The sequence below is a fragment of the Hydrogenophaga sp. L99 genome (assembly GCF_058731905.1).
On sequence record NZ_CM178972.1, the window covers coordinates 1,141,410 to 1,166,056 of the forward strand.

Annotated in this window: 21 protein-coding genes and 1 pseudogene; 15 read left to right on the top strand and 7 right to left on the bottom strand. The window is 63.0% G+C overall.

Going from position 1 to position 24,647, the window contains the following annotated elements; translation table 11 throughout:
• The first annotated feature begins 303 nt into the window (after positions 1 to 303).
• The 5 genes from phaC (at position 304) to AC4QBL_RS05470 (ending at position 5,978) form a co-directional block, all read left to right on the top strand.
• Positions 304 to 2,163 carry a class I poly(R)-hydroxyalkanoic acid synthase gene (gene phaC / locus AC4QBL_RS05450; RefSeq protein ID WP_472899027.1) on the top strand — a complete coding sequence of 620 codons (1,860 nt, stop codon included), beginning with the start codon at positions 304 to 306 and terminating at the stop codon, positions 2,161 to 2,163.
• A gap of 108 nt (positions 2,164 to 2,271) precedes the next feature.
• Positions 2,272 to 3,450 carry an acetyl-CoA C-acetyltransferase gene (locus AC4QBL_RS05455; RefSeq protein WP_472899028.1) on the top strand — a complete coding sequence of 393 codons (1,179 nt, stop codon included), beginning with the start codon at positions 2,272 to 2,274 and terminating at the stop codon, positions 3,448 to 3,450.
• 157 nt (positions 3,451 to 3,607) lie between these two features.
• Positions 3,608 to 4,345 carry an acetoacetyl-CoA reductase gene (gene phbB / locus AC4QBL_RS05460; RefSeq protein WP_472899029.1) on the top strand — a complete coding sequence of 246 codons (738 nt, stop codon included), beginning with the start codon at positions 3,608 to 3,610 and terminating at the stop codon, positions 4,343 to 4,345.
• A 194-nt stretch (positions 4,346 to 4,539) separates the two neighbouring features.
• On the top strand, positions 4,540 to 5,523 hold the full coding sequence (dusA, locus tag AC4QBL_RS05465; protein WP_492131636.1) for a tRNA dihydrouridine(20/20a) synthase DusA: 984 nt from the start codon (positions 4,540 to 4,542) through the stop codon (positions 5,521 to 5,523).
• Positions 5,524 to 5,534: 11 nt separating this feature from the next.
• Positions 5,535 to 5,978 carry an FKBP-type peptidyl-prolyl cis-trans isomerase gene (locus AC4QBL_RS05470; RefSeq protein ID WP_472906442.1) on the top strand — a complete coding sequence of 148 codons (444 nt, stop codon included), beginning with the start codon at positions 5,535 to 5,537 and terminating at the stop codon, positions 5,976 to 5,978.
• Between the two features lie 57 nt (positions 5,979 to 6,035).
• Here AC4QBL_RS05470 and AC4QBL_RS05475 read toward each other — a convergent pair whose 3' ends face one another.
• Entirely contained in the window at positions 6,036 to 6,671 is a 636-nt protein-coding gene (locus tag AC4QBL_RS05475) for a GntR family transcriptional regulator (RefSeq protein ID WP_472906441.1), read from the bottom strand.
• 143 nt (positions 6,672 to 6,814) lie between these two features.
• On the opposite strand from AC4QBL_RS05475, the gene scpA reads away from it, so the two are divergent.
• The 6 genes and pseudogenes from scpA (at position 6,815) to AC4QBL_RS05505 (ending at position 14,618) form a co-directional block, all read left to right on the top strand.
• Positions 6,815 to 8,977, top strand: coding sequence for a methylmalonyl-CoA mutase (gene scpA, locus AC4QBL_RS05480; RefSeq protein WP_472899043.1), 2,163 nt, complete (start codon positions 6,815 to 6,817; stop codon positions 8,975 to 8,977).
• 67 nt (positions 8,978 to 9,044) lie between these two features.
• A pseudogene (locus tag AC4QBL_RS05485) lies at positions 9,045 to 9,206 on the top strand (GIY-YIG nuclease family protein); the annotation flags it as partial.
• Positions 9,207 to 9,536: 330 nt separating this feature from the next.
• Complete coding sequence (gene meaB, locus AC4QBL_RS05490; protein WP_492131653.1) at positions 9,537 to 10,496, top strand: methylmalonyl Co-A mutase-associated GTPase MeaB; 960 nt, start codon at positions 9,537 to 9,539, stop codon at positions 10,494 to 10,496.
• A 29-nt stretch (positions 10,497 to 10,525) separates the two neighbouring features.
• The gene (locus AC4QBL_RS05495; RefSeq protein ID WP_472899044.1) at positions 10,526 to 12,058 is read left to right on the top strand and encodes an acyl-CoA carboxylase subunit beta; all 1,533 of its coding nucleotides are present in this window, start codon (positions 10,526 to 10,528) and stop codon (positions 12,056 to 12,058) included.
• 20 nt (positions 12,059 to 12,078) lie between these two features.
• Complete coding sequence (locus AC4QBL_RS05500) at positions 12,079 to 14,130, top strand: acetyl-CoA carboxylase biotin carboxylase subunit (RefSeq protein ID WP_472899045.1); 2,052 nt, start codon at positions 12,079 to 12,081, stop codon at positions 14,128 to 14,130.
• The gene (locus tag AC4QBL_RS05505; protein WP_472899046.1) at positions 14,127 to 14,618 is read left to right on the top strand and encodes a VOC family protein; all 492 of its coding nucleotides are present in this window, start codon (positions 14,127 to 14,129) and stop codon (positions 14,616 to 14,618) included. Before AC4QBL_RS05500 ends, AC4QBL_RS05505 begins: the two co-directional genes overlap by 4 nt.
• A gap of 73 nt (positions 14,619 to 14,691) precedes the next feature.
• Here the strand turns inward: AC4QBL_RS05505 and AC4QBL_RS05510 are convergent, their stop codons facing one another.
• Complete coding sequence (locus AC4QBL_RS05510) at positions 14,692 to 15,066, bottom strand: cupin domain-containing protein (protein ID WP_472899047.1); 375 nt, start codon at positions 15,064 to 15,066, stop codon at positions 14,692 to 14,694.
• A 194-nt stretch (positions 15,067 to 15,260) separates the two neighbouring features.
• Here AC4QBL_RS05510 and AC4QBL_RS05515 point away from each other — a divergent pair, with 194 nt between their 5' ends.
• Positions 15,261 to 15,596, top strand: a complete 336-nt coding sequence (locus AC4QBL_RS05515; RefSeq protein ID WP_472899048.1) for a hypothetical protein — start codon at positions 15,261 to 15,263, stop codon at positions 15,594 to 15,596.
• A 133-nt stretch (positions 15,597 to 15,729) separates the two neighbouring features.
• On the top strand, positions 15,730 to 18,054 hold the full coding sequence (locus tag AC4QBL_RS05520; protein ID WP_472899049.1) for a methyl-accepting chemotaxis protein: 2,325 nt from the start codon (positions 15,730 to 15,732) through the stop codon (positions 18,052 to 18,054).
• A gap of 14 nt (positions 18,055 to 18,068) precedes the next feature.
• Here the strand turns inward: AC4QBL_RS05520 and rsxB are convergent, their stop codons facing one another.
• A complete protein-coding gene (gene rsxB, locus AC4QBL_RS05525; RefSeq protein WP_472899050.1) occupies positions 18,069 to 18,731 on the bottom strand; it encodes an electron transport complex subunit RsxB in 663 nt (220 codons plus the stop codon).
• 49 nt (positions 18,732 to 18,780) lie between these two features.
• The gene (locus AC4QBL_RS05530; RefSeq protein WP_472899051.1) at positions 18,781 to 20,490 is read right to left on the bottom strand and encodes a polyhydroxyalkanoate depolymerase; all 1,710 of its coding nucleotides are present in this window, start codon (positions 20,488 to 20,490) and stop codon (positions 18,781 to 18,783) included.
• Positions 20,491 to 20,722: 232 nt separating this feature from the next.
• Between AC4QBL_RS05530 and ygiD the strand changes: the two genes are divergently transcribed.
• Complete coding sequence (gene ygiD, locus AC4QBL_RS05535; RefSeq protein ID WP_472906440.1) at positions 20,723 to 21,610, top strand: 4,5-DOPA-extradiol-dioxygenase; 888 nt, start codon at positions 20,723 to 20,725, stop codon at positions 21,608 to 21,610.
• A 14-nt stretch (positions 21,611 to 21,624) separates the two neighbouring features.
• Here ygiD and AC4QBL_RS05540 read toward each other — a convergent pair whose 3' ends face one another.
• On the bottom strand, positions 21,625 to 22,902 hold the full coding sequence (locus tag AC4QBL_RS05540; protein ID WP_472906439.1) for a DEAD/DEAH box helicase: 1,278 nt from the start codon (positions 22,900 to 22,902) through the stop codon (positions 21,625 to 21,627).
• Between the two features lie 66 nt (positions 22,903 to 22,968).
• Between AC4QBL_RS05540 and AC4QBL_RS05545 the strand changes: the two genes are divergently transcribed.
• Positions 22,969 to 23,331: a translation initiation factor Sui1 gene (locus AC4QBL_RS05545; RefSeq protein ID WP_472906438.1), complete on the top strand. Its 363-nt coding sequence runs from the start codon at positions 22,969 to 22,971 to the stop codon at positions 23,329 to 23,331.
• Between the two features lie 14 nt (positions 23,332 to 23,345).
• Here AC4QBL_RS05545 and AC4QBL_RS05550 read toward each other — a convergent pair whose 3' ends face one another.
• Positions 23,346 to 23,912 (bottom strand): redoxin domain-containing protein, encoded by a 567-nt coding sequence (locus AC4QBL_RS05550; protein WP_472906437.1) that lies wholly within the window; start codon positions 23,910 to 23,912, stop codon positions 23,346 to 23,348.
• A 7-nt stretch (positions 23,913 to 23,919) separates the two neighbouring features.
• Positions 23,920 to 24,645: a phosphoserine phosphatase SerB gene (gene serB / locus AC4QBL_RS05555; RefSeq protein WP_472906436.1), complete on the bottom strand. Its 726-nt coding sequence runs from the start codon at positions 24,643 to 24,645 to the stop codon at positions 23,920 to 23,922.
• Positions 24,646 to 24,647: the final 2 nt, after the last annotated feature.

Genomic DNA, 24,647 nt, shown 5'->3' on the forward strand with positions numbered 1-24,647 from the left:
TGTTGGCTTTGCGTCTTTGCGGCGTGCGCATCAGGTAAACCACCAGTATCACAGGCAGCAAACCGTAGAGAAAAAAGGTCACAATGGCTCCTAGCACGGAGCCTGTGCTGTTGGATGCCTCGGCCACCGACATCATGAGCACCACGTAAATCCAACCAATCACCACCAGATACACAGCGTTCCTTGAATACCCGGACAGGTTGTCAGCTTGCTGGAAGCCGTTAAACGGACACTAGGGAAAACCCGGAATTCCTCCCTAGAGGGAATGATAATAAGCCTCAGGCAAAACCACAGGAGACAAGCATGACATCTGGCAAATCACCCGATCAGCCCTGGCACGAAGCGGCGCAGGAATTTCAAAAGAACCTCATTGCGCAATGGACGCAGGCCGCACAGGCGTTTCCGGGTGCTGCGCAGCCGGGCGCACAGGGCGGCGCTGATCCGTTTGCAGCTTTCAAGGCCTTTATGCCGCAAAGCGGTGCAGCCAACCCCTTTGCCATGGCCATGCCCAACCTGGGCGCGGGTATGCCCGGCGCAGGCATGCCCAGCATGGCGAGCATGGGTGATTTGTTTACCAAGGCCGCTGGCCACAAGGTGAGTTTTGATCCCGCCAAGATGCTGGAAATTCAAAACACGTACCTCAAGGACGTGGCGGGCCTGTGGAACCAGGGGCTGGACGTCAAGCCCGTGAGCGACCGCCGGTTTTCTGCGGATGCCTGGGCCAGCAACCCGGTTGCCGCATTTTCCGCCGCCGCCTATTTGCTCAACGCCCGCACGCTGATGGCCATGGCCGACGCGGTGGAAGGCGACGCCAAGACCAAGACCCGCGTGCGCTTTGCGGTGCAGCAGTGGATCGACGCCAGCGCGCCCAGCAACTTCCTGGCCTTCAATGCCGACGCGCAAAAGAAAGCCATCGAAACCAAGGGCGAAAGCATCGCCAAGGGCGTGGCCAACCTGCTGCATGATATGAAGCAGGGCCATGTGTCCATGACCGACGAAAGCGTGTTTGAGGTGGGCAAAAACGTGGCCACCACCGAAGGCGCCGTGGTGTTCGAAAACGAGCTGTTCCAGCTGATCGAATACAAGCCGCTCACCGCCAAGGTGTACGAGCGTCCGTTCTTGCTGGTGCCGCCCTGCATCAACAAGTTCTACATCCTGGACTTGCAGCCTGCGAACTCGCTGATTCGCTACTGCGTGGAGCAGGGCCACCGCACGTTTGTGGTGAGCTGGCGCAACCCCGACGAGTCAATGGCTGGCAAGACCTGGGACGACTACATCGAAGACGCGGTGATCAAAGCCATCGGCGTCACGCAAGACATCACCGGCGCTGAAACCATCAATGCCCTGGGGTTCTGCGTGGGCGGCACCATGCTCAGCAACGCGCTGGCCGTGCTGGCTGCGCGCGGTGAAGAGCCGGTGAATTGCGCCACCTTCCTCACCACGCTGATCGACTTCACCGACACCGGCATTCTTGATGTGTTCATCGACGAAAACTTCGTCAAGATGCGCGAGATGCAGTTTGCCCAGGGCGGTTTGATGCCCGGGCGCGACCTGGCCACCACCTTCAGCTTTTTGCGCCCCAACGACCTGGTGTGGAACTACGTGGTGGGCAACTACCTGAAGGGCGAGTCGCCACCGCCGTTTGACCTGTTGTACTGGAACTCCGACGCAACCAACCTGCCCGGCCCGTACTATGCTTGGTACCTGCGCCAGACCTACCTGGAAAACAACCTCGTCAAGCCGGGCAAGACCGAGGTGTGTGGCGAAAAGATCGACTTCCGTCAAGTCAAAATCCCGGTTTATATCTACGGCTCGCGCGAAGACCATATCGTGCCGATCGGTGGCGCCTATGCCAGCACCCAGGTGTTCCCGGGCAAGAAGCGCTTTGTCATGGGTGCGTCCGGCCACATTGCTGGCGTGATCAACCCACCCGCGGCCGGCAAGCGCAGCCACTGGGTGAGCAACGCCACCAAGTTCCCGGCCGACGTGAACGAATGGATTGGCGGCGCGACCGAGCACAAAGGCAGCTGGTGGACCGACTGGGCCGCCTGGCTCAAGCCACAGGCGGGCAAGCAAATTGCCGCGCCCAAGAGCTACGGCAAAGGCAAGACCTACGCCGCCATCGAGCCGGCCCCTGGCCGCTACGTCAAGGCAAAAGCTTGACGTGACGCCGGTCTGGCTGAGCCTGTCTAGGCCCTGGCCAAGATCCGTTCGAGCCCTTTGACAGGCTCAGGGCGAACGGAAAAATTTGCAAACCAACGAGGAAAAAATATGGAAGACATCGTCATCGTTTCAGCAGCCCGCACCGCCGTGGGCAAATTCGGCGGCTCGCTCGCCAAGGTGCCCGCTACCGAGCTGGGCTCCATCGTCATCAAAGCCCTGCTGGAGCGCAGCGGCCTGCCGGTTGACGCCATCGGTGAAGTCATCATGGGCCAGGTTCTGGCCGCAGGCGTGGGCCAGAACCCGGCCCGCCAGGCCATGATGAAGGCCGGTGTGGCCAAAGAAACGCCGGCGTTGACGATCAATGCCGTTTGCGGTTCCGGCCTGAAGGCCGTGATGCTGGCTGCCCAGGCCGTGGCCTGGGGCGACAGCGAAATCGTGATCGCCGGTGGTCAGGAAAACATGAGCGCCAGCCCGCACGTCTTGAACGGCAGCCGCGACGGCCAGCGCATGGGCGACTGGAAAATGGTCGACACCATGATCGTGGACGGCCTGTGGGACGTGTACAACCAGTACCACATGGGCATCACCGCTGAAAACGTGGCCAAGGCCCACGGCATCACCCGCGAAATGCAGGACGCACTGGCCGCTGGCAGCCAGGCGAAAGCCGCAGCCGCGCAGGCCGCCGGCAAGTTCAAGGACGAAATCGTGGGCGTGAGCATTCCGCAGCGCAAGGGCGACCCGGTGCTGTTCAACAACGACGAGTTCATCAACTCCAAGACCACCGCCGAAGTGCTGGCGGGTCTGCGCCCCGCGTTTGACAAGGCCGGCTCGGTCACGGCGGGCAACGCCTCGGGCATCAACGACGGCGCTGCTGCTGTGATGGTGATGACCGCCAAGAAGGCCGCCGCTCTGGGCCTCACGCCATTGGCGCGCATTGCCGCCTTTGGCACCAGCGGCCTCGACCCCGCCACCATGGGCATGGGCCCGGTACCGGCCTCTCAAAAGGCCTTGGCCCGCGCGGGCTGGAAGGCGTCAGACGTGGACCTGTTCGAACTCAATGAAGCCTTTGCTGCGCAGGCTTGCGCCGTGAACCAGGCGCTGGACATCGACCCGGCCAAGGTCAACGTGAACGGTGGCGCCATTGCCATCGGCCACCCCATCGGTGCGTCCGGTTGCCGCATTTTGGTGACCTTGTTGCACGAGATGCAGCGCACCAACGCCAAGAAGGGTCTGGCGGCTCTGTGCATTGGCGGCGGCATGGGCGTTTCGCTGGCGCTGGAACGCTGAATTTGAATCTCCCCCGCGCCGCCTGCGGCGTCACCCCCTCAAGGGGGCGCCAGCAGCGGCCCGGCAAAGCCGCTTCCGCGCTGGCCTGAGCTGGCGCATCCCTGGCCAACATCGTTTTTTTTCCGCCATTTCGGCACCACCTAGAGGAGCAAACAACATGAATCAAAAAGTAGCGTACGTCACCGGCGGCATGGGCGGCATCGGAACCGCTATTTGCCAGCGCCTTCACGCCGAAGGCTTCAAAGTCATCGCTGGCTGTGGCCCAACGCGCGACCACCAGAAATGGATCGACGAGCAGAAAGCCCAGGGCTACACGTTCTACGCATCGGTCGGCAACGTGGGTGACTGGGATTCCACCGTGGAAGCCTTCACCAAGACCAAGGCCGAGCACGGCAGCATCGACGTGCTGGTGAACAACGCTGGTATCACCAAGGATCGCATGTTCCTCAAAATGTCTCGCGACGACTGGGACGCCGTGATGAACACGAACCTGGACTCCATGTTCAACGTGACCAAGCAGGTAGTGGCCGACATGGTGGAAAAGGGCTGGGGCCGCATCATCAACATCTCGTCGGTAAACGGTGAAAAAGGCCAGGCCGGTCAGACCAACTACTCGGCAGCCAAGGCCGGCATGCACGGTTTCTCGATGGCTCTGGCGCAAGAGCTGGCCACCAAAGGCGTGACGGTCAACACCGTGAGCCCGGGCTATATTGGCACCGACATGGTCAATGCCATTCGCCCCGATGTGCTGGAAAAGATCGTCGCCACGGTGCCGGTGAAGCGCCTGGGCAAGCCCAGCGAAATCGCCTCCATCATCGCCTGGCTGGCGTCGGACGAAGGTGGCTACGCCACCGGCGCTGACTTCTCGGTCAACGGCGGTTTGCACATGGGTTGAGGGCTCTCCCCGCGCCGGGCTTCGCCCGTCACCCCCCAGGGGGCGGCACTGGCGGACCGGCGGAGCCGGATCCGCTGTGCCCTGGGTGAACACCCCTCCAGCACCCACCCCGCTTCGGCGGGGTTTTTTGTGGCTGCTGGGATAATCGCATGATGTCTTCAAACGTTTCCCCCTGGCGTCTGTCGGTTGCCCCCATGATGGGGTGGACCGATCGACATTGCCGCTACTTTCACCGTCTGCTCACGCGCCACACGCTGCTCTACACCGAGATGGTGACCACCGGTGCGCTGATTCATGGCAATGCGGCGCAGCATCTGAACTTCAACACCGAAGAGCACCCGGTGGCGCTGCAGCTCGGTGGCAGCGATCCGGCCGATCTGGCCATCTGCGCCAAGCTGGGTCAGGACCGAGGCTATGACGAGATCAATTTGAACTGCGGCTGCCCGAGTGAGCGCGTTTTGCGGGGTGCCTTTGGGGCCTGCCTCATGGGCGAAGCGGCGCTGGTGCGCGACTGCGTCAAAGCCATGATGGATGTGGTGGACATTCCGGTCACGGTCAAACACCGCATCGGCATTGACAGGGTGGAAAGCTACGATTTTGTGCGCGACTTCGTGGGCACCGTGGCCGAAGGCGGCTGCCAGGTGTTTCTGGTGCATGCGCGCAACGCCTGGCTGCAAGGCCTGTCGCCCAAAGAGAACCGCGAGATTCCACCGCTGCGCTACGAGCTGGCCCACCGCCTCAAGCTGGACTTTCCGCACCTCACCATTGCGGTGAACGGCGGCATCACCACCAACGAACAAATCGCCGAGCAGCTGGCTCACGTGGACGGCGTGATGATCGGGCGCGAGGCGTATCACAACCCCTGGTTGATGGTGGATTGGGACGATCGTTTTTACGGAGACGACACGCGCACCACGCCGACCCGCGAAGCGGTGGAGCTGGCGATGGTGGACTACATGGAACGGACTGCGCAGGAAGACGGCGCGCCCTGGTATTCGATTGCCAGCCACATGCTGGGCCTGCGCCACGGCTTGCACGGTGCGCGCAAATGGCGCCAGGTGTGGAGCGATCACCACCTCAAACCGTTGCCAGCGCGCGAGGTCTGGGCCATGGCCCAGGCACACGTCAGGACCGCTGGCGAAGAACTTCAACCCGAACCCCTGGTTTCAACCCTTTGAAAGAACCCACCATGAACCGTTTTCTACTCAGCTGCGCCGCCTTGGCGGTCAGCCTCAGCGCTGTGCCCGCTGCGGCTCAAAATGCCGTACTGGACGCGGCCGCCAAAGAGGCCGGCGCGCTGGTCACGAAGTCTGGTCTGGTCTACCGTGTGCTCAAAGAAGGCGGCGGCGCCAGCCCCGGGGCGACCGACACGGTCAAGGTGCACTACAAAGGCACGTTCCCGGACGGCAAAGAGTTTGACAGCTCCTATTCGCGCGGCACGCCGATTGAATTTCCCTTGAACCGCGTGATTCCCTGCTGGACCGAGGGCGTGCAGCGCATGAAGCTTGGCGGCAAAGCCAAGCTCACCTGCCCCAGCCAGATCGCTTACGGTGAGCGCGGTGCCGGCGGTGTGATTCCGCCCAATGCCACCTTGGTGTTTGAGGTTGAACTGTTGGGTATCAACGGCAAGTGAAGCCTCTGCGGCGCCGTGCCTGGGCCGCCAAAAAGACTGGCGCTGCGTCGTGGCCGCTCAGGTTGCGGCTTCCAGCCCGTTGCGAAAATGCGCGTGCATGCGCTGCTGCGTGAGCGCTGCGTCTCGCGCCAGCAACGCGGCCATCACGGCGCGGTGTTCGGCCAGTGAATCGTCTATTCGACCGCTCTTGAGCAACGAGTTGTGCCGGTTGAGCTTCATCACTTTGCGCAGGTCTGCCACCATCTGCTCGCGCCAGCGGTTGTTGGCGATTTCCAGCAACCGCATGTGAAAGCGCTCGTTGATGGCAAAGAAGCGATCGCGCTCGGCGGTGGCCGCTTCCAGTTCGGTGTGCAAGTTTTGCAACTCGGCGTGCTCCGCGTCGGTGCCGCGCTGGGCCACGACGGCAGCGGCGTCGGACTCCAGCAGCGCCAGCAGGTGGTACACATCGGCCAAGTCTTTGTCGGACACTTCCGTCACGTAAGCTCCGCGCCGCACTTTCATGGTCACCAGACCTTCAGCGGCCAGCACCTTGAGGGCTTCGCGCAGCGGTGTGCGGCTGATGCCGTATTCCTCGGCAATCTTCAGTTCGTCGATCCAGCTGCCAGGCTCCAGCTCGCGGCTGAAGATGCGTTGGCGCAGCAGCTCGGCGACTTCTTCGTACAGGGCGCGCGGCGCCAGTGACAGGGCAGACATGGGTGGTGTGACAGGGCTTTGTATAAGTGGCTGATTGTAAGTCAGCAGGAATATTTTGCATCAATAATTATGAATGATATAAAATGTTGCCTGCCGCGGTCGCAGCCGCTGTCATTTCTGTACCGAACAACCCACCGCCCGCCATGAGCCAGAACACGCCCGAATTCAACCCCGCCAACCTGGAAGCCTGGACGAAGGCGGCCCAGAAATCCGCTCCCGGCGGTGACGTGAACGCCCTGAATTGGTTGACGCCCGATGGCATCAGCGTGAAGCCGCTGTACACGGCCGAAGACACGGCCAACCTGCCGTACACCAACACTCTGCCCGGTTTTGAGCCTTTCATTCGTGGCCCGCAGGCCACCATGTACGCGGTGCGCCCTTGGACGATTCGGCAATACGCCGGTTTCTCCACCGCCGAAGAATCCAACGCGTTCTACCGCAAGGCGCTGGCCGCGGGCGGGCAAGGCGTGTCGGTGGCTTTCGACCTGGCCACGCACCGGGGTTACGACAGCGACCACCCGCGGGTGACGGGTGATGTGGGCAAGGCGGGCGTGGCCATCGACTCTGTAGAAGACATGAAGGTCTTGTTTGACCAGATTCCGCTCGACAAGGTGTCTGTCTCGATGACCATGAACGGCGCCGTGCTGCCGGTGCTGGCCGGCTACGTGGTGGCGGCCGAAGAGCAGGGCGTTTCTCAAGACAAATTGAGCGGAACGATTCAGAACGACATTCTGAAAGAGTTCATGGTGCGCAACACCTACATCTACCCGCCCGAGCCGAGCATGAAGATCATCGGCGACATCATCGAGTACACGGCGCAGCACATGCCCAAGTTCAACTCGATCAGCATCAGCGGTTACCACATGCAGGAAGCCGGCGCCAACCAGGCGCTGGAACTGGCCTTCACCCTGGCCGATGGCAAGGAATATGTGAAGACGGCGATGGCCAAGGGCATGGACGTGGACGGCTTTGCCGGGCGCCTCTCGTTCTTCTGGGCGATCGGCATGAACTTCTACCTGGAGATCGCCAAGATGCGCGCGGCCCGGCTGCTGTGGTGCCGCATCATGAAAGGCTTCGACGCCAAGAACCCGAAGAGCCTGATGCTGCGCACGCACTGCCAGACCTCGGGCTGGTCGCTCACCGAGCAAGACCCGTACAACAACGTGGTGCGCACCACCATCGAAGCCATGGCGGCCGTGTTCGGCGGCACGCAAAGCCTGCACACCAACGCCTTCGACGAAGCCATTGCGCTGCCCACCGACACCAGTTCGCGCATCGCCCGTAACACGCAGCTGGTGATCCAGGAAGAGACCCACATCACCAGCGTGGTCGACCCCTGGGCCGGCAGCTACATGATGGAGAGCCTGACGCAAGAAATGGCCGACAAAGCCTGGGCCATCATCGAAGAAGTGGAAGCCATGGGCGGCATGACCAAAGCCGTGGACAGCGGCTGGGCCAAGCTCAAGATCGAAGCCGCTGCGGCCGAGAAGCAGGCCCGCATCGACAGCGGCAAGGACGTGATCGTCGGCGTCAACAAATACAAGCTCAAGACCGAAGACGCGATTGAGGCGCGCGACATCGACAACGTGGCGGTGCGCGACGGCCAGATCGCCCGCTTGCAGGCCATCAAGGCCAGCCGCGATACCGCCCAGGTCGAAGCGGCGCTCAATGCGCTGACCACAGCAGCCGAATCCGGCCAGGGCAATTTGCTGGATCTCACCATCCAGGCCATGCGCCTGCGCGCCACGGTGGGCGAGGTGAGCGATGCGCTGGAAAAAGTTTTTGGGCGCCACCGCGCCGACACGCAAAAGGTGACCGGTGTGTACGCTGCCGCTTACGACTCTGCCGAAGGCTGGGACGCCCTGAAGGGCGAGATCAACGATTTCGCCACCGCACAAGGCCGCCGCCCGCGCGTGATGATCAGCAAGCTCGGCCAAGATGGTCACGACCGCGGGGCCAAGGTGGTGGCCACGGCCTTTGCCGACCTGGGTTTCGACGTCGACATGGGCCCGCTGTTTCAAACACCCGAAGAGTGCGCCCGCCAGGCGATTGAGAACGACGTGCACGCTGTGGGTGTTTCCACCTTGGCCGCCGGCCACAAAACCTTGGTGCCGGCCATCATTGCCGAGCTGAAGAAGCAGGGCGCCGACGACATCATCGTGTTCGTGGGCGGCGTCATTCCGCGCCAAGACTACGAGATGCTGTACGAAGCGGGTGTCAAGGGCATCTACGGCCCGGGTACCCCCATTCCGGCCAGTGCCAAAGATGTGCTGGAGCAGATCAAGAAGGCTCTGGGGCAGGCTTGAATTTTTTAGGCGAGTCCCACCATTCCGTTCGGGCTGAGCCTGTCGAAGCCTTCACACACTCCACCTCGTGAAACCTTTTTTCGTCTACCTGCTGCGTTGCGGTGATGGCTCGCTTTACGCGGGGCACACCGACTCGCTCGAAGCACGGTTGCACCAACACGAATCCGCAGACACCGGTTACACCGCCACGCGCCATCCGTTGCAGATGGTCTGGCACGGCGAGTTTGAAACGCGTGAGGGGGCGCTGGCGTTTGAGTTGCAGATCAAGGGCTGGTCGCGTGCCAAGAAAGAGGCACTGATCGGGGGGGGCTGGGAGCGTATCAAGGAACTGGCTCATTCAAATGGCCAGACCGCAAAAGGGCTTCGACAAGCTCAGCCCGAACGGGTGGGCGTTGAGCGCGAAAAAAATACCGTTCGCCCCGAGTTTGTCGAAGGGACCACCCAAGTGCCAGGGCTTCGACAGGCTCAGCCCGAACGGTCGGGGGGCGTGACCGAAAAAAACACCGTTCGCCCTGAGCTTGTCGAAGGGCTCACGCAAAACATCCTCGCGGGTCAGCCCATGGTCCAGCGCCGCGCCATGGCCAAGGCCATCACGCTGCTTGAATCGACCCGCACCGACCACCGTGCGCAGGGTGATGAGCTGTTGACCGCGTTGCTACCGCACACCGGAAAGTCTTTTCGGCTCGGCATCAGCGGTGTGCCTGGGGTCGGTAAAAGCACCTTCATCGAGGCGCTGGGGCTGTACCTCATTGGCCTCGGCCACCGCGTGGCGGTGCTGACCATCGACCCTTCTTCCACCGTGTCGGGCGGCTCTATCCTGGGCGACAAGACCCGCATGGAACACCTGAGCGTGCATGAGCACGCCTACATCCGCCCCAGCCCGAGCAGCGGCACGCTGGGTGGCGTGGCCGAGAAAACACGCGAGGCCATGCTGGTCTGCGAAGCCGCTGGCTACGACATCGTGATGGTGGAAACCGTGGGCGTGGGCCAGAGTGAGACGGCGGTGTCGAACATGACCGACATGTTTGTGCTGTTGCAGTTGCCCAACGCCGGTGACGACCTGCAGGCGATCAAAAAAGGCGTGATGGAGTTGGCCGACCTGGTGGTGATCAACAAGGCCGATATCGACCCCGACGCTGCCACGCGCGCCCGCGCGCAGATCACGTCGTCGCTGCGTCTGCTCGGGTTGCATGGCCGCTCAGAACATGCACATCACGACGACACCATCTGGCACCCACAGGTGATTGAAATCAGCGCCCTGCACAACCGAGGCGTGGATGGTTTTTGGCGCGAGGTGAGCCGCTTTCAGACCCTTCAAACGGCCAATGGCCGGCTCACTGCGCGCCGCCAGAGCCAGGCCGGCGCCTGGATGTGGGAGCGCATTGACGCGGGTCTGAAACAACGCTTTCGCGAGCACCCGCAGATCCGCGCACGGCTGGAGGAAACCACCCGGCGCGTGTTGGCAGGCCAATTACCAGCCTCCACCGCAGCGCGCCAGCTGCTTGAATTGTTTGACTGAATCCGAACCGATTTTTCTGGAGAACCCCCATGCAAGAAATCCTTGAACAACTTGAGAAAAAGCGCGCAGCCGCCCGCCTGGGTGGCGGGCAAAAGCGCATCGACGCGCAGCACGCCAAAGGCAAACTCACGGCGCGTGAGCGACTGGAAGTGCTGTTGGACGAAGGCAGCTTTGAAGAGTGGGACATGTTTGTTGAGCACCGCTGCACCGACTTCGGCATGCAGGACAACAAGATTCCGAGCGATGGCGTGGTGACCGGCTACGGCATGATCAATGGCCGCCTGGTGTTCGTGTTCAGCCAGGACTTCACGGTGTTTGGCGGTGCGTTGTCCGAAGCGCATGCCGAAAAGATTTGCAAGATCATGGACCAGGCTATGAAGGTCGGCGCACCGGTGATTGGCCTGAACGATTCGGGCGGCGCCCGCATCCAGGAAGGCGTTGCATCGCTGGGCGGTTACGCCGAGGTGTTCCAGCGCAACGTGATGGCCAGCGGCGTGGTGCCGCAGATCAGCATGATCATGGGTCCGTCCGCCGGTGGTGCGGTGTACTCGCCCGCCATGACCGACTTCATCTTCATGGTGAAGGATTCGAGCTACATGTTCGTCACCGGCCCCGAGGTGGTGAAGACCGTGACGCACGAGGAAGTGACCGCCGAAGAGCTGGGTGGGGCCGTGACGCACACCACCAAGAGCGGCGTCGCCGATCTGGCGTTTGAGAACGATGTGGAAGCGCTGCTGATGTTGCGCCGCCTCTACAACTACCTGCCGCTGTCCAACCGCGAAAAAGCCCCGGTGCGCCCCAGTGGCGATCCGATTGACCGCGCCGAGATGAGCCTGGACACCCTGGTGCCCGAAAACCCGAACAAGCCCTACGACATGAAGGAGCTGATCGTCAAGACGGTGGACGACGGCGACTTTTTCGAGCTGCAGCCCGAGTACGCCAAGAACATCCTGATTGGCTTTGCCCGCATGGACGGCCAGACGGTGGGCATCGTGGCCAACCAGCCCCTGGTGCTGGCCGGTTGCCTGGACATCAAGTCGAGCATCAAGGCGGCGCGCTTCGTGCGTTTCTGCGATGCCTTCAACATCCCGGTGATCACCTTTGTGGACGTGCCCGGCTTCATGCCCGGTACCTCGCAAGAGTTTGGCGGCATCATCAAACACGGCGCCAAGTTGCTCTACGCGTATGCTGAATGCACCGTGCCGAAAATCACCGTGATCACCCGCAAAGCCTACGGCGGCGCGTACGACGTGATGGCCTCCAAGCACCTGCGCGGCGACGTGAACTTGGCCTGGCCCAACGCCGAGATTGCGGTCATGGGCGCCAAAGGCGCGGTGGAAATCATCTTCCGCGAAGACAAGGGCGACCCCGAAAAGCTGGCCGCCAAGGAAGCCGAATACAAGGCGCGTTTCGCCAACCCCTTTGTGGCCGCGAACCGGGGCTATATCGACGACGTGATCATGCCGCACAACACCCGCAAGCGCATTTGCCGCAGCCTGGTGATGTTGAAGGACAAGAAGATTGAGAACCCGTGGCGCAAGCACGGGAACATTCCACTCTGATCACGAAAGAGAAGCAGAACATGTTTACCAAAATTCTGATCGCCAACCGTGGCGAAATCGCCTGCCGCGTTATCGCCACCGCCAAGAAGATGGGCATTGCCACCGTGGCGGTGTATTCCGAGGCCGACAAGGAAGCCCGCCATGTGGCACTGGCCGACGAAGCTGTGCTGATTGGCCCCGCTGCGTCGCGCGAGTCCTACCTTGTGGCCGACAAGATCATTGCCGCGGCCAAGGCCACGGGCGCGCAAGCCATCCACCCGGGCTACGGTTTTCTGAGCGAAAACGAAGCCTTTGCCAAGCGCTGTGAAGACGAGGGCATTGCCTTCATCGGTCCGCGCCATTTCTCCATCGCAGCCATGGGCGACAAGATCGCGTCCAAGAAGCTGGCGCTGGAAGCCAAGGTGAACACCATCCCTGGCTGGAACGACGCCATTGAAACGGCAGAGCGCGCAGTCGAGATTGCCAAAGACATCGGCTACCCCGTGATGATCAAGGCCTCGGCCGGCGGCGGTGGCAAGGGCCTGCGTGTGGCCTTCAACGACAAGGAAGCATTCGAGGGCTTCACCAGCTGCCGCAATGAAGCGCGCAACAGCTTTGGCGACGACCGCGTGTTCATCGAAAAATACGTGCTGGAGCCGCGCCACATCGAGATCCAGGTGCTGGGCGATTCGCACGGCAACGTGATCTACCTGAACGAGCGCGAGTGCTCCATTCAGCGCCGCCACCAGAAGGTGATTGAAGAGGCGCCGTCACCGTTCATCTCCGACGCCACGCGCAAGGCGATGGGCGAGCAGGCCGTGGCCCTGGCCAAGGCCGTGAAATACCAGAGCGCGGGCACAGTGGAATTTGTGGTGGGCAAAGACCAGGACTTCTATTTCCTGGAAATGAACACCCGCCTGCAGGTGGAGCACCCGGTGACCGAGTGCATCACCGGGCTGGACCTGGTGGAGCTGATGATTCGCGTGGCCGCCGGTGAAAAGCTGCCGCTCACGCAAGACCAGGTGCAGCGCAACGGCTGGGCAATCGAATGCCGCATCAACGCGGAAGATCCGTTTCGCAACTTCCTGCCCAGCACCGGGCGCCTGGTGCGTTTTGCGCCGCCTGCGCAGACCATGTTCCAGTCCAACACCGATGCGCTTTACGGCGTGCGCGTGGACACCGGCGTGGTCGATGGCGGTGAGATTCCGATGTTTTACGACTCGATGATCGCCAAGCTGATCGTGCACGGCAAAGACCGAAACGAGGCGATTGCCAAGATGCGCGAAGCGCTCAACGGCTTCGTCATTCGGGGCATCAGCAGCAACATCCCGTTCCAGGCCGCGCTGCTGGCCCACCCCAAATTTGTGTCGGGTGATTTCAACACGGGCTTTATTGCCGAGCAGTACAGCCAGGGCTTCCGGGCCGAAGATGTGCCGCATGACGACGCCGACTTTCTGGTGGCGCTGGCTGCCTTCGTGCGCCGCAAGTCGCGCGAGCGTGCAGCGGGCCTCACCGGCCAGCTGCCAGGTTATGGGGTCAAGGTCGGTCACGATTTCAGTGTGATCACCATGGGCACCAGCGGTGAAAACCGCTACACGGCCGTGCACGTGGACGAGGTGCTGGGCCAGGTGGGTTCTGCGGTGGTGACGGTGGAGGGCAAGCGCTTTGCCATCAGCAGCGGTTCGCGGCTGAACGACATTTGCATCACCGGCGAGTGCAACGGCCAGCCGTTCACCGCGCAGGTGGAGCGCGGTACGCTGCGCAACCCGCTGGCCCTGGTGGTGCAGCACAACGGCACGCGCATTGAGACCGTGGTGGTGTCGCGCCGCATGGCCGAACTGCACAAGCTGATGCCCTTCAAGGCCGCGCCCGATATGAGCAAGTACGTGCTCTCGCCCATGCCCGGCTTGCTGGTCGATGTGGCGGTGCAGGTGGGCCAAAAGGTGCAGGCTGGCGAGCGCGTGGCCGTGATTGAAGCCATGAAGATGGAGAACGTGTTGTTCGCTGCCGCCGATGGCGTCGTGTCCAAGGTGCTGGCGTCCAAGGGCGAAAGCCTGGTGGTCGATCAGCCGATCGTGGAGTTTGAAAAATGAAAGGTACACCACGTCCGTTCAAGGTGCTGGGCATCCAACAAATTGCCATCGGTGGCCCCGACAAACTGCGCCTGCAAACGCTGTGGGTGGACATGCTGGGGCTGGAAAAAATCGGCACCTTTCAGAGCGAGCGCGAGAACGTCGATGAGGATATCTGCGCCATCGGCAGCGGCCCGTTCAAGGTCGAGGTTGATCTGATGCAGCCCATCGACCCGGATAAAAAGCCCGCGGTTCATACCACGCCACTCAACCACATTGGCCTGTGGATCGACAACCTGCCGGTGGCCGTTGAGTGGCTCACGGCGCAGGGCGTGCGGTTTGCCCCGGGCGGCATTCGCAAGGGCGCAGCGGGCTTTGACATCACGTTTTTGCACCCCAAGGCCAATGAAGAGTTTCCGGTTGCAGGCGAAGGCGTGCTGATCGAACTGGTGCAGGCCCCGCCCGAGGTGGTGAGCGCCTTTGCTCAGTTGGCGGCCCAGCCGACCTGACGGACTGTCACCCTCAAAAAAGCCCTGCTGGCGTTCACGCCGCAGGGCTTTTTACATGGCTGGTACGGTCGACCTACTCACAAATCATGTACGTTTTGGTGAGCATTTCCAACACCTCAAATTCGCCGGTAAAGCCCGGCGGTAGGTAGATGCCTTCACCCGGGCCAGCTTCCTCGAAGCCACCTTGAGCGTCGTGCACCCGGCACCGCCCCTGCAGCACGGTGAACAGCTCGCGCTCGGTGTCGCCCATGGCAATGCGCCAGCGCCCGGGTTCACAGCGCCACACCCCACAAAACACCTGGCCGGCGGGCAGCGCGGTGTCCACCCTGTTCCATGTTTCGCGCATCGGATTGCCCAGAACCCGTCGCTCGGGTTTGGGGTGGTCTGTTACCGGGCGGCCGGCTGGCTCGGCAGTCAGTTTGATGAGGCGTGTCAAAGCGGTGTGCATGGCCGAATTGTCGCAAATCGGTGGCGTGGCTCCTGTGCGGAGCAAGCATGGCGGTGGACCGAAGAAGGCAACAAGGCCGAAATAGTGGCTTTGTTCAACGCAACGTTGGGTGCGGCAGTCCGTACGCTAGAGGCACAAGGGGTCTTCGCACACACCGCACTCGAAGACCTGTTTCAACGCAACAGGAGCGCACCATGGATACCTCACCCCAACCGTCAGCCACGCCGTTGTCAGCCGACCCGCATGCGCTTTTGGCACAGGGTGACGAGCGCTGGGCGCAGCGCTCGCCCAACTGGCGCGAACGCGAGCTGGCCATGCCATGGCCGCAGGATCTGCTGGAGACGTTCACCCTGCGCATGTCCAGCCATGGCATGTGTGTGAGCCGTGCGCTGATGATGTGCGACCGCCGCTATGCGCTACAGCAGCTGGTGCATGCACACAGCCTGGCCGACGACACCCTGCGGCTGATGGCGGTCCAGCTGTTCAGGCGCTACGAAGCCCGGCAGTCGGGTATTCCGTTTTTGCACTGAACGAGCTTGGGTCTCGTGCGGTTCCAAGGCCGTTCAGGGAACCATTTCTACCGGCTGGGGCAAAGGTCTTAAAGCTTGCCGTTCTGGTACCGATACCACGTCTTATTGGCCAATCAACAGGAACTGGGTGCGCATGTTTTTTTTCAAAGCCTTTTACCCTGGCATCTGGCTGATGCGACGCCTGCGACTACCGACCAAGCTGGGTTTGCTGGCAGCCGTCCTGTTGGTTCCGCTGGTCATCACGTCCCTGTTGTTGGTGCAGCGACTGGGCGCAGACATTCGATTCACGCAGAGCGAGACCGACGGCTCGCGTGCCATTGGCGCGTTGACCCAGGTGGTCAAAATTGTGCAAACCCACCGCGGCCAAACCCATATGTTGCTCTCGGGGGTTGCGTCTGCCCGCGCACCGCTGGCTCAGGCCCGTGCCGAGCTGGGCCAAGCGGTAGCGGCCACTGCGGCTGCGCTGGCGCAACGCCCCGACTTCTCACTCGGCGAAGACTGGACCGCTTTGCAGACACGGCTGGAAGGCCTGGCGGCCACTGAGAGAGTCACAGCAACCGAGTCGTTTGCCCTGCATACCGCGCTGGTGGGCGACCTGCGGCGCTTTGTGTACACCGTGGGCGAGCGCTCCAACCTGTTGTTTGATCCTGAGCCTGCCACCTACTTTCTGATGGACATGGTGGTTGCTCACACGATTGGCTGGGGTGAGTCGTTGGGACGCATTCGGGGCATGGGCGCTGGTCAGCTGGGCTTGCCTGAGCCGCAGGCCGATGCCGTCGGTAACCTGCGCCTGCAATTCGATAACCTCCAGGCCGACACCGAAGACCTGCGGTTTGCCATGGGCTTTGCGGCTCGCTACGGACAAGGTGACTTGAAAGGCGAACCCGCTCTGGCTGGCACGGCGTCGTTTTTGTCGCTGGCGCGTCGCAGCTTTGACACACCGGGCGCTGTGCAGGCAGATGCGTTTTTCGCGGCCGGCACACAGGCGATTGGTTTGGTCAACAGCTATCAGGCCGATGTCTTGTCGCGTCTGGACAGCCTGCTCAACCAGCGCATTGAGCACCTGCAGTTTCTGCGCAAGGTCGCGGTGGGTGCCACGGTGCTGGGTATGGCTCTGCTGGTTTATCTGATGCTGGCTTTCTATCTCAGTTTCGTCAGCGATTTCCGCAACGTGATTCAGGTGATGGGCCAAACCGCAGCGGGCAATTTGCGGGCGCATGTGCGTGTGCGCGGCAGCGACGAACTGGCCGAGCTGGGTACCTTGCTGGAACGCATGATCGGCAGCCTCTCCGGCATGGTGGCCGAAGTGCGCAGCAACTCGGCGTTGGTGGCGCACGCCGGCCGCAGCCTGGCCGTGGGCAACCGCGACCTGGCCGACCGCACCGAGCAGCAGGCCGCCAACCTGGAGCAAACCGCCGCCAGCGTGCAGGAGCTCTCGGGCACAGTGCACCAGAACGCCGAAACCGCCAGCGACTCAGACGCCCAGGCGTCCAAGGTGCGCGATGTGGCCGAGTCGGGTGCGGCTTCCATGGCGCGTGCCGTCACCTCGGTGGAAGTGATTCAGAAGAGCGCCCAGCAGATGAACGAAATCATCGGCGTGATCGACAGCCTGGCTTTTCAGACCAACATCCTCGCGCTCAACGCCGCGGTGGAGGCTGCGCGTGCCGGTGAACAGGGCCGGGGCTTTGCCGTGGTGGCCAACGAGGTGCGCACGCTGGCCCAGCGGTCCGCAGCGTCATCCAAAGAAATTCGCCAGCTCATCGAGGCGTCTTCGTCGCAGGTGGAAACCAGTGTTCGGCAAATTCGGGCCGTGGGCGGCAACATCACCGAAATCGTCAATGGCGTGCGTGGTGTGGCGGCCAATATGTCGCTCATTTCAGCAGCCAGCGCCGAGCAAAGCACCGGTTTGATCGAGATATCTTCCGCGGTGGGGCAGCTTGACGAGATCACGCAGCGCAATGCGCAGATGGTGGAGCGTGCGGTGCAGCAGTCCAACCAGCTGGAGGAGCGAGCCGCCCATTTGTCGCGCGCTGTGTCGTCGTTCATGTTGCAGCAGGGCACCGCGGAAGAGGCCATGGCATTGGTTGAACTGGCGTTGGAGCACCGCAGCCGCGCGTCGCGCGACGCGTTTGTGCGCGACTTGAGCGACCCCGGTAAGGCGTTTCACGACCGCGACATGTATGTGTTTGCGCTTGATCGTAACGGCGTGTACCGTGCCTTTGGTGGCAAACCCGACAAGGTGGGCAACCGGGTGCAGGACATTGCCGGCGTGGACGGCGAGGCACTGCTGCAGGCCATCGTCACCCAGGCAGAAGTGGCCCCGGGCTGGGTGGAGTACGACATTGTCAACCCGGTCAATGGGAGCATCCAGACCAAAATGTCTTACGTGACCCAGGTGGATGACCTTTACGTGGGTTGTGGTGTCTACAAGTCGTCGGTGCTGGCCGCCGCGGCCTGACGGGGCCTTTGCACCTAACCCGTTGAAGCGTCGCGCTTGGCGCGTGCACGGGCCAGCGCAGCTTCAATCACCGACCTTTTTTTGTCCAGGGTGGCCGGGTCGGTGTGTTGCGAGTGGGCGGCCAGATCGGCCAGCTTCATTTCGGCCTTGGCTTCGAGCCGCTCACCGTGCTCAACGGCTTCGCGGGCGGTGCGCTGCTGGTGTTGCTGGTAGCGGCCGCGAGCCAGGTCGGCTTGCGTGTCGGTCCAGGCTTGCCAGCCCGTGCGCTCACCGCTGACCACCTCCAGGGAAATACAGTCCACCGGGCACACGGGCAAGCACAACTCGCACCCGGTGCAATACGGCTCAATGACCGTGTGCATCAGCTTGTTGCTGCCCACAATGGCGTCGGTGGGGCAGGCTTTGATGCACAGCGTGCAACCAATGCACCAGTCCTCATCGATCACGGCCACGGTGAGTGGCCCTTCAATGCCGTGGGCTGTGTTCAAAGGGATGATCGGCAGGCCGGTGATTGCAGCGAGGCGCTCAATGCCTTCGGCGCCGCCCGGTGGGCACTGGTTGATGCCAGCCTCTGCGCTGGCAATGGCCTGGGCATAGCTGGCGCAGTCGGGGTAGCCGCACCGTGTGCACTGCGTTTGCGGCAAAGCGGCGTCGATGCGCCGTGCGAGGTCGTTCATGCCGGGGAATATACCCGTGGGTGGGCGACTCCCCGGCGGCCCGCGTGAATCAGGCGCTGGGAGCCTGGTCGGGCTTGCTGACCACCACGGCGGGCGCAGCGGGTGCAACCGCCTTGGCCGCCACGGCGACGGTCGCAGGGGCTGCGGCGTTGACCACCGCAGGGGTGGGGGTTGCAGGCTTGGCCACAGCCACCACCGCTGGCGCCACCGACGGCTTGACCACGGCTTTGGCCGCTGTTTTGGCCACGGCCTTGCTCACCGGTTTCGCGGCGGGTTGGGTGGCTTGTTTGGCCACGGCCACGGGCTTGGTGGCTACCACGGTGGTTTTCACCGCTTTTGCGGAAGGTGCCTTGGCAGCCGGCTTGGGTGCGACAGCGGCTTTCGCAGCCGCTGGCTGTGCTGGCTTGGCCTTGGCGGGTGCTGCTTTCACCGGTGCCACGGCAGCAGGTGCCTTGGCTTTTGGCTTGGCAATGCCTTTGGGGGCTGGCGCCGAGCCGGGCTGGTGGGCAATGATGAACGCCTTCACCAGCGGGTACACCATGTCGCGCCAGCGGCGGCCGCTGAAGATGCCGTAATGACCAGCGCCTGCGGCTTCGTAGTGCATTTTTTGCTTGGGCGCGATGCCGGTGCACAGGTCGTGCGCCGCAGCGGTTTGCCCCGAGCCCGAAATATCGTCCAGCTCACCTTCGATGGTCAGCAGGCCGGTCTGGGTGATGTCTTGCGGCTTCACGCGCTCGGCCTTGCCTTTGGGGTTTTTCACATCCCAGGTGCCGTTGACCAGTTTGAAGTCCTGGAACACCGTGTCGATGGTTTCCAGGTAGTAGTCGGCGTCCATGTCGAGCACGGCGTTGTACTCATCGTAAAACTTGCGGTGGCTCTCGGTGCTGGAGTCGTCACCTTTGATCAGGTTCTTGAAGTAATCGTAATGGCTGTCGGCATGGCGGTTCGGGTTCATGGCGATGAACCCGGTGTGCTGCAGGAAACCAGGGTACACGCGGCGGCCGGCGCCTGGGAAGCTCTCTGGCACGCGGTAGATCACGTTGTTTTCAAACCAGCTGTGGCTGCGTTGCACGGCCAAGTCGTTCACGGCGGTGGGCGACTTGCGCGCGTCAATGGGGCCACCCATCATGGTCATGGACAGCGGCGTGGTTTCGCCACGGCTGGCCATGAGCGACACAGCGGCCAGCACCGGAACGGTTGGCTGGCACACGCTCATCACGTGGCAATTGCCGTATTTCTTTTGCAGGTAACGAATAAATTCCTGCACGTAGTTCACGTAGTCATCAAGGTGGAATTCACCTTCTGACAGCGGCACCAAGCGGGCGTTTTTCCAGTCGGTGATGTAGACCTTGTGGTCTTTGAGCATGGTGCGCACGGTGTCGCGCAGCAGGGTGGCGTAGTGGCCTGAGAGCGGTGCCACGATCAGCACGACCGGCTGGGTCTTGAGTGTGTCCAGGGTGGCCGAATCGTCTGAAAAGCGCTTGAACCGGCGCAGTTCGCAGAATGGCTTGTCCATTTCAATGCGCTCGTGAATCGCGACGTCCACGCCTTCCACGTCCACCGTGTGAATGCCGAACACGGGCTTTTCGTAGTCTTTGCCCAGTCGGTGCATCAGGTCGTAGGCGGCCGACACGCGCTGCGCCAAGGGAAACTGACCCAGAGGCAGTCCTGGGTTGCTGAACAGCTTGGCAGCAACCTCGGCCAGGTCAGAGAACGGCTCCATGATGGAGCGCTGGGTTTCGTAAATCTGGTAGAGCATGGGTCTTCAAAAACAGTTATGTTGCAGTGCAATATAACAGGATGACACGTTTTGTGTTGCGGTGAAAACACCTAATTTCCCAGCCCGGCTGTCACCTTTGTGAAAGAATTCACCCGGTGTTTCTTGCGCCGCCAAGTCTTCAATTCGCTGTATTTTTCCCGGTGCCGCCAAACCGCACACCCGTCCTGGGTTGATTCGCCACCGTATTTTTGCCGTTACTGCCCCCATGTCAATGAGCGCTTCCCCTCTGCCCGGTGCCACGGCACCCACCGTTTTGTCGTCCAGCCACGTGAGCAGCTTGCAGGCGCTGCCTGCCACAGACCGTTTGCCGGTGCTGTTTCTCGGTCACGGCAGCCCCATGAATGCGATTGAAGACAACGCTTACCGGCGCAGCTGGCAGGCGCTGGGCCAGGAGCTGCTGGCGCGGGTTGAGCGGCCCCGTCTGATCCTGTGCATTTCAGCCCACTGGCTCACGCGGGGCTGGCAGCTCACGGCCATGAGCGATCCACGCACCATCCACGATTTTGGTGGCTTTCCCCAGGCGCTGTTTGACCAGCAGTACCCCGCACCCGGCGCGCCTGCGCTGGCCCGGGCCATCAGCGAGCAGGTGCACCAGCCGGGCACGGCGCTGCCGCTGGGGCTGGACGAAGCCGATTGGGGGCTGGACCACGGCAGTTGGTCGGTGCTCAAACCCATGTTCCCAGAGGCCAATATTCCGGTGGTGCAGCTCAGCATGGACTACAGCCGACCGCCGGCCGAGCACTTTGCGCTTGGCCAGCAGCTGCGTGCGCTGCGCGAGCGTGGCGTGCTGATCGTGGGCAGCGGCAACATCGTGCACAACCTGCGCACCATGCGGCGCGAGGCGGCCGACGACCAAGCCTATGACTGGACCATCGAGTTTGATGCCGTGACGGCCGGGCACATGGAGCAAGGGCGCCTGGGCGCTTTGAGCGATTTTCAGCAGCTGGGCGATCTGGCCCAAATGGCCCATCCGACCTGGGAACACTACCTGCCGCTCCTGTATGCGGCCGGTGCGGTGGCGCCCGATGAAGCCCCCCGTTTTTTCAACGACCGGTTTCAGGCCGCCTCAATTTCCATGCGCTCGGTGGTCTGGGGCTGAGCCGCCTCAACGCCTTATTCGGACGTGTTCGAGGTGCCGCTGTCAGGGGCCGCCGCGGCAGCGGCAGCAGCGCGCAGTTTGTCTTTTTTGCTGGGCCGTTTGCCCTTGATGCCGCCGTTGTCCGGTCCCACCGGGTTGCGTGGCACGGCCACTGCCACGGGTTCAAACCCGGCAATCTGTTCGCGTGGTAGGCACAGACCCTGGCGTTTTTCAATCAGGTTCCAGTGCGCTTCGGTGTCGGCGCTCACAAAGCTCACGGCCAGGCCGCTTTCGCCCGCGCGGCCCGTGCGGCCAATGCGGTGCACATAGTCCACCGCTGAGCGGGGCAGGTCAAAGTTCACCATCACGGGCAGTTGCGCAATGTCGATGCCGCGGGCGGCCAGATCGGTGGTCACCACCACGTCCCAGCGCTTTTGCTTGAATTCGTCCAGCGCCTGCTTGCGCGCGCCCTGGCTCAAGCCGCCGTGAAACGAGGTGGCATACAAATCGCCGTGGTGCAGCTTGCTGGCCAGCCGCTCGGCCGCGTATTGCGTGGCCACAAACACCAGCACCCGTTCCCAGCCGTTGTCTTTGATGAGCTTGCGCAGCAGCTGGGTGCGCCGGTCGGCGTCCACCTGAATCACACGCTGCAGCACCACGGCGTCGGCCACGGGCGCAGAAGGAATGTCGATGCGCTCGGGCGTTTGCAGCAGGCCGCTGGCCAGTGTCTGCACCTCGGGCGGGAACGTGGCGGAGAAAAACAGCGTGTGCCGCTGCGCGGGCAGCAGCGCCAGCACACGCGCCAGCTCGTCGGCAAAGCCCAGGTCAAGCAGGCGATCGGCTTCGTCCAGCACCAGCATGTCCACGGCCGAGAGCCGCAGCGCGTTGTGGTCCACCAGGTCCAGCAGGCGCCCGGGCGTGGCCACCACCACGTCGGCACCGCCGCGCAACGCCATCATTTGCGGGTTGATGGACACGCCACCAAACAGCACCGCCACCTTGGGCCGCTCGGTCAGGTGCTGGGCCAAGCTGCGCAGCACCTCGCCCACCTGGGCCGCCAGCTCGCGCGTGGGCACCAGCACCAGAGCGCGTACGCGCCGGGGTGTGTGCAGCGGTGCACCTTGCAGGCGCTGCAGCAACGGCAGCACGTAGGCCGCGGTTTTGCCCGACCCGGTCTGGGCTGTGGCCAGCACGTCTTTGCCTTGCAGCACGGCCGGAATGGCCGCTTGCTGGATGGGTGTGGGGGCTGTGAAACCGAGTTCGGCAGCGGCTTGGGCGAGGGCGGGAACGAGCCCGAGAGCGGTAAATGGCATGGTCTTTGCAGTTTAACGGGGCTGGCCGAAGCCGAGCAGCGGCGCCAGGCGCTACGATCAGCGCCGATGAAAAACAAGCTTTCAATGGGCGGCCTGGTGTATTCGACCGACGCGGGCCGCATGTGCCCCACCTGCCGCCAGCCCGTGGCCCATTGCGTGTGCGGCCAGCGCAGCGCGGCGCCGGCGGGCGACGGCGTGGTGCGCGTGTCGCGCGAAACCAAAGGGCGCGGGGGCAAGGCGGTCACGCTGGTGAAAGGCGTGGCGCTGGACGCCGCCGGGCTCACCGCCCTGGGCAAGCAACTGAAAGCGACCTGCGGCACCGGTGGCACGGTGAAAGACGGCGTGATTGAAATTCAGGGTGACCACGTGGAGCGGATCATGGCGGCGCTGAAAGCCCAGGGCCATGTGGTGAAGCGCGCGGGGGGTTGAGGCGCAACCGTCCGTCAGAACCAGCCCGCCCACCACAGCCGCAGCCGCATGCCCAGCTCGGTGGTGTAGCCCACGGTGGCGCCGCGCAGGTGGCCCTGGCCGTCCACCACCACAAACGCCGGCACCGACTTGAAGCCCAGCGCACGGGCCATCTCGCCGCGCGGGTCCACCGCGGTGGGCCAGGGCAGCTGGCGTTGCGCCAGCACGCGCGCCACAGCATCGGCCTGGCCCGACTGCATGGCCACGGTGAGCACCTGCCCATGGGGCACCAGGCGGGTGATGCTGTGCTCTTCGGTGCGGCAGATGGGGCACCATTCGGCCCACACATGCAAGGCCACCGGCTGGCCTGGGTGCAGCGCGCGCCAGGCGCTCAAGGTGGTTTGGGTGCGGCTGCCGTCGGGCGCGATCAGAGTGAACGCCAACTCGGGCGCCGGGCCCGCCGGCACGCCACGCGTTTGCCACGCCTGCACGCCCAGAAATACCGCCAGCACCAGGGCCAGGGTGCCCAGGTGGCTGCGCCATTCGCGGCGCAGGTTGTTGGCCAGGCGCTTCAACATCTGGCGCGGGCTGGGTTGCTGCAAGTGCGGGTCACTGCAGCACGTCCAGCAAGCGGTCCAGCCCGCCTTCGTTGATGGCGACCATGGCCTGGGCGCGCACGGCGGGTTTGGCGTGGTACGCCACCGACAGGCCCGCCTCGCCCATCATGGGCAGGTCGTTGGCGCCGTCGCCCATGGCAATGGTTTGCCGGGGGCTGATGCCCAGCAGTGCGCAGGTTTCCAGCAGCATCTTGCGCTTTTCCTCGCCGTCACAAATGTCACCCCAGGGCTGGTCCACCATGCGGCCGGTGAGCTGGCCACAGTTGGGGCCGCTCTCAATCTCCAGCTCGTTGGAGCGTGTGTAGTCGATGCCCAGGCGGTCGCGCACGCGGTCGGTGAAATAGGTGAAGCCGCCCGACACCAGCAGCACCTTCAGGCCAGCGGCCTTGCAGGCTTTCACCAGCGCCTCGGCGCCCGGGTTGAGCTGCAGGCGCTGCGTCAGCACCTGTTCCATGTCGGCCACGGTCACGCCGCGCAGCAGCGCCACGCGCTGGCGCAGGCTGTCTTTGTAGTCGGTGATTTCACCGCGCATGGCGGCTTCGGTGATGGCCGCCACCTCAGGCTTGCGGCCCGCCGCATCGGCAATTTCGTCCACGCACTCGATGTTGATGAGCGTGGAGTCCATGTCAAACGCGATGAGCTTGAAGTCGCTCAATTTCAGTGGCGGGGTGAAGCCTTGCAGGACGAGGCCGGGGGCGAATTCGGTGGTGGTGGTCATGG

Excerpts from the sequence above, each read along its gene's own strand:
- phaC (WP_472899027.1), top strand. The coding sequence starts at position 304 with ATGACATCTGGCAAATCACCCGATCAGCCCTGGCACGAAGCGGCGCAG.
- AC4QBL_RS05455 (WP_472899028.1), top strand. The coding sequence starts at position 2,272 with ATGGAAGACATCGTCATCGTTTCAGCAGCCCGCACCGCCGTGGGCAAA.
- phbB (WP_472899029.1), top strand. The coding sequence starts at position 3,608 with ATGAATCAAAAAGTAGCGTACGTCACCGGCGGCATGGGCGGCATCGGA.
- dusA (WP_492131636.1), top strand. The coding sequence starts at position 4,540 with ATGATGGGGTGGACCGATCGACATTGCCGCTACTTTCACCGTCTGCTC.
- AC4QBL_RS05470 (WP_472906442.1), top strand. The coding sequence starts at position 5,535 with ATGAACCGTTTTCTACTCAGCTGCGCCGCCTTGGCGGTCAGCCTCAGC.
- AC4QBL_RS05475 (WP_472906441.1), bottom strand. The coding sequence starts at position 6,671 with ATGTCTGCCCTGTCACTGGCGCCGCGCGCCCTGTACGAAGAAGTCGCC.
- scpA (WP_472899043.1), top strand. The coding sequence starts at position 6,815 with ATGAGCCAGAACACGCCCGAATTCAACCCCGCCAACCTGGAAGCCTGG.
- meaB (WP_492131653.1), top strand. The coding sequence starts at position 9,537 with ATGGTCCAGCGCCGCGCCATGGCCAAGGCCATCACGCTGCTTGAATCG.
- AC4QBL_RS05495 (WP_472899044.1), top strand. The coding sequence starts at position 10,526 with ATGCAAGAAATCCTTGAACAACTTGAGAAAAAGCGCGCAGCCGCCCGC.
- AC4QBL_RS05500 (WP_472899045.1), top strand. The coding sequence starts at position 12,079 with ATGTTTACCAAAATTCTGATCGCCAACCGTGGCGAAATCGCCTGCCGC.
- AC4QBL_RS05505 (WP_472899046.1), top strand. The coding sequence starts at position 14,127 with ATGAAAGGTACACCACGTCCGTTCAAGGTGCTGGGCATCCAACAAATT.
- AC4QBL_RS05510 (WP_472899047.1), bottom strand. The coding sequence starts at position 15,066 with ATGCACACCGCTTTGACACGCCTCATCAAACTGACTGCCGAGCCAGCC.
- AC4QBL_RS05515 (WP_472899048.1), top strand. The coding sequence starts at position 15,261 with ATGGATACCTCACCCCAACCGTCAGCCACGCCGTTGTCAGCCGACCCG.
- AC4QBL_RS05520 (WP_472899049.1), top strand. The coding sequence starts at position 15,730 with ATGTTTTTTTTCAAAGCCTTTTACCCTGGCATCTGGCTGATGCGACGC.
- rsxB (WP_472899050.1), bottom strand. The coding sequence starts at position 18,731 with ATGAACGACCTCGCACGGCGCATCGACGCCGCTTTGCCGCAAACGCAG.
- AC4QBL_RS05530 (WP_472899051.1), bottom strand. The coding sequence starts at position 20,490 with ATGCTCTACCAGATTTACGAAACCCAGCGCTCCATCATGGAGCCGTTC.
- ygiD (WP_472906440.1), top strand. The coding sequence starts at position 20,723 with ATGAGCGCTTCCCCTCTGCCCGGTGCCACGGCACCCACCGTTTTGTCG.
- AC4QBL_RS05540 (WP_472906439.1), bottom strand. The coding sequence starts at position 22,902 with ATGCCATTTACCGCTCTCGGGCTCGTTCCCGCCCTCGCCCAAGCCGCT.
- AC4QBL_RS05545 (WP_472906438.1), top strand. The coding sequence starts at position 22,969 with ATGAAAAACAAGCTTTCAATGGGCGGCCTGGTGTATTCGACCGACGCG.
- serB (WP_472906436.1), bottom strand. The coding sequence starts at position 24,645 with ATGACCACCACCACCGAATTCGCCCCCGGCCTCGTCCTGCAAGGCTTC.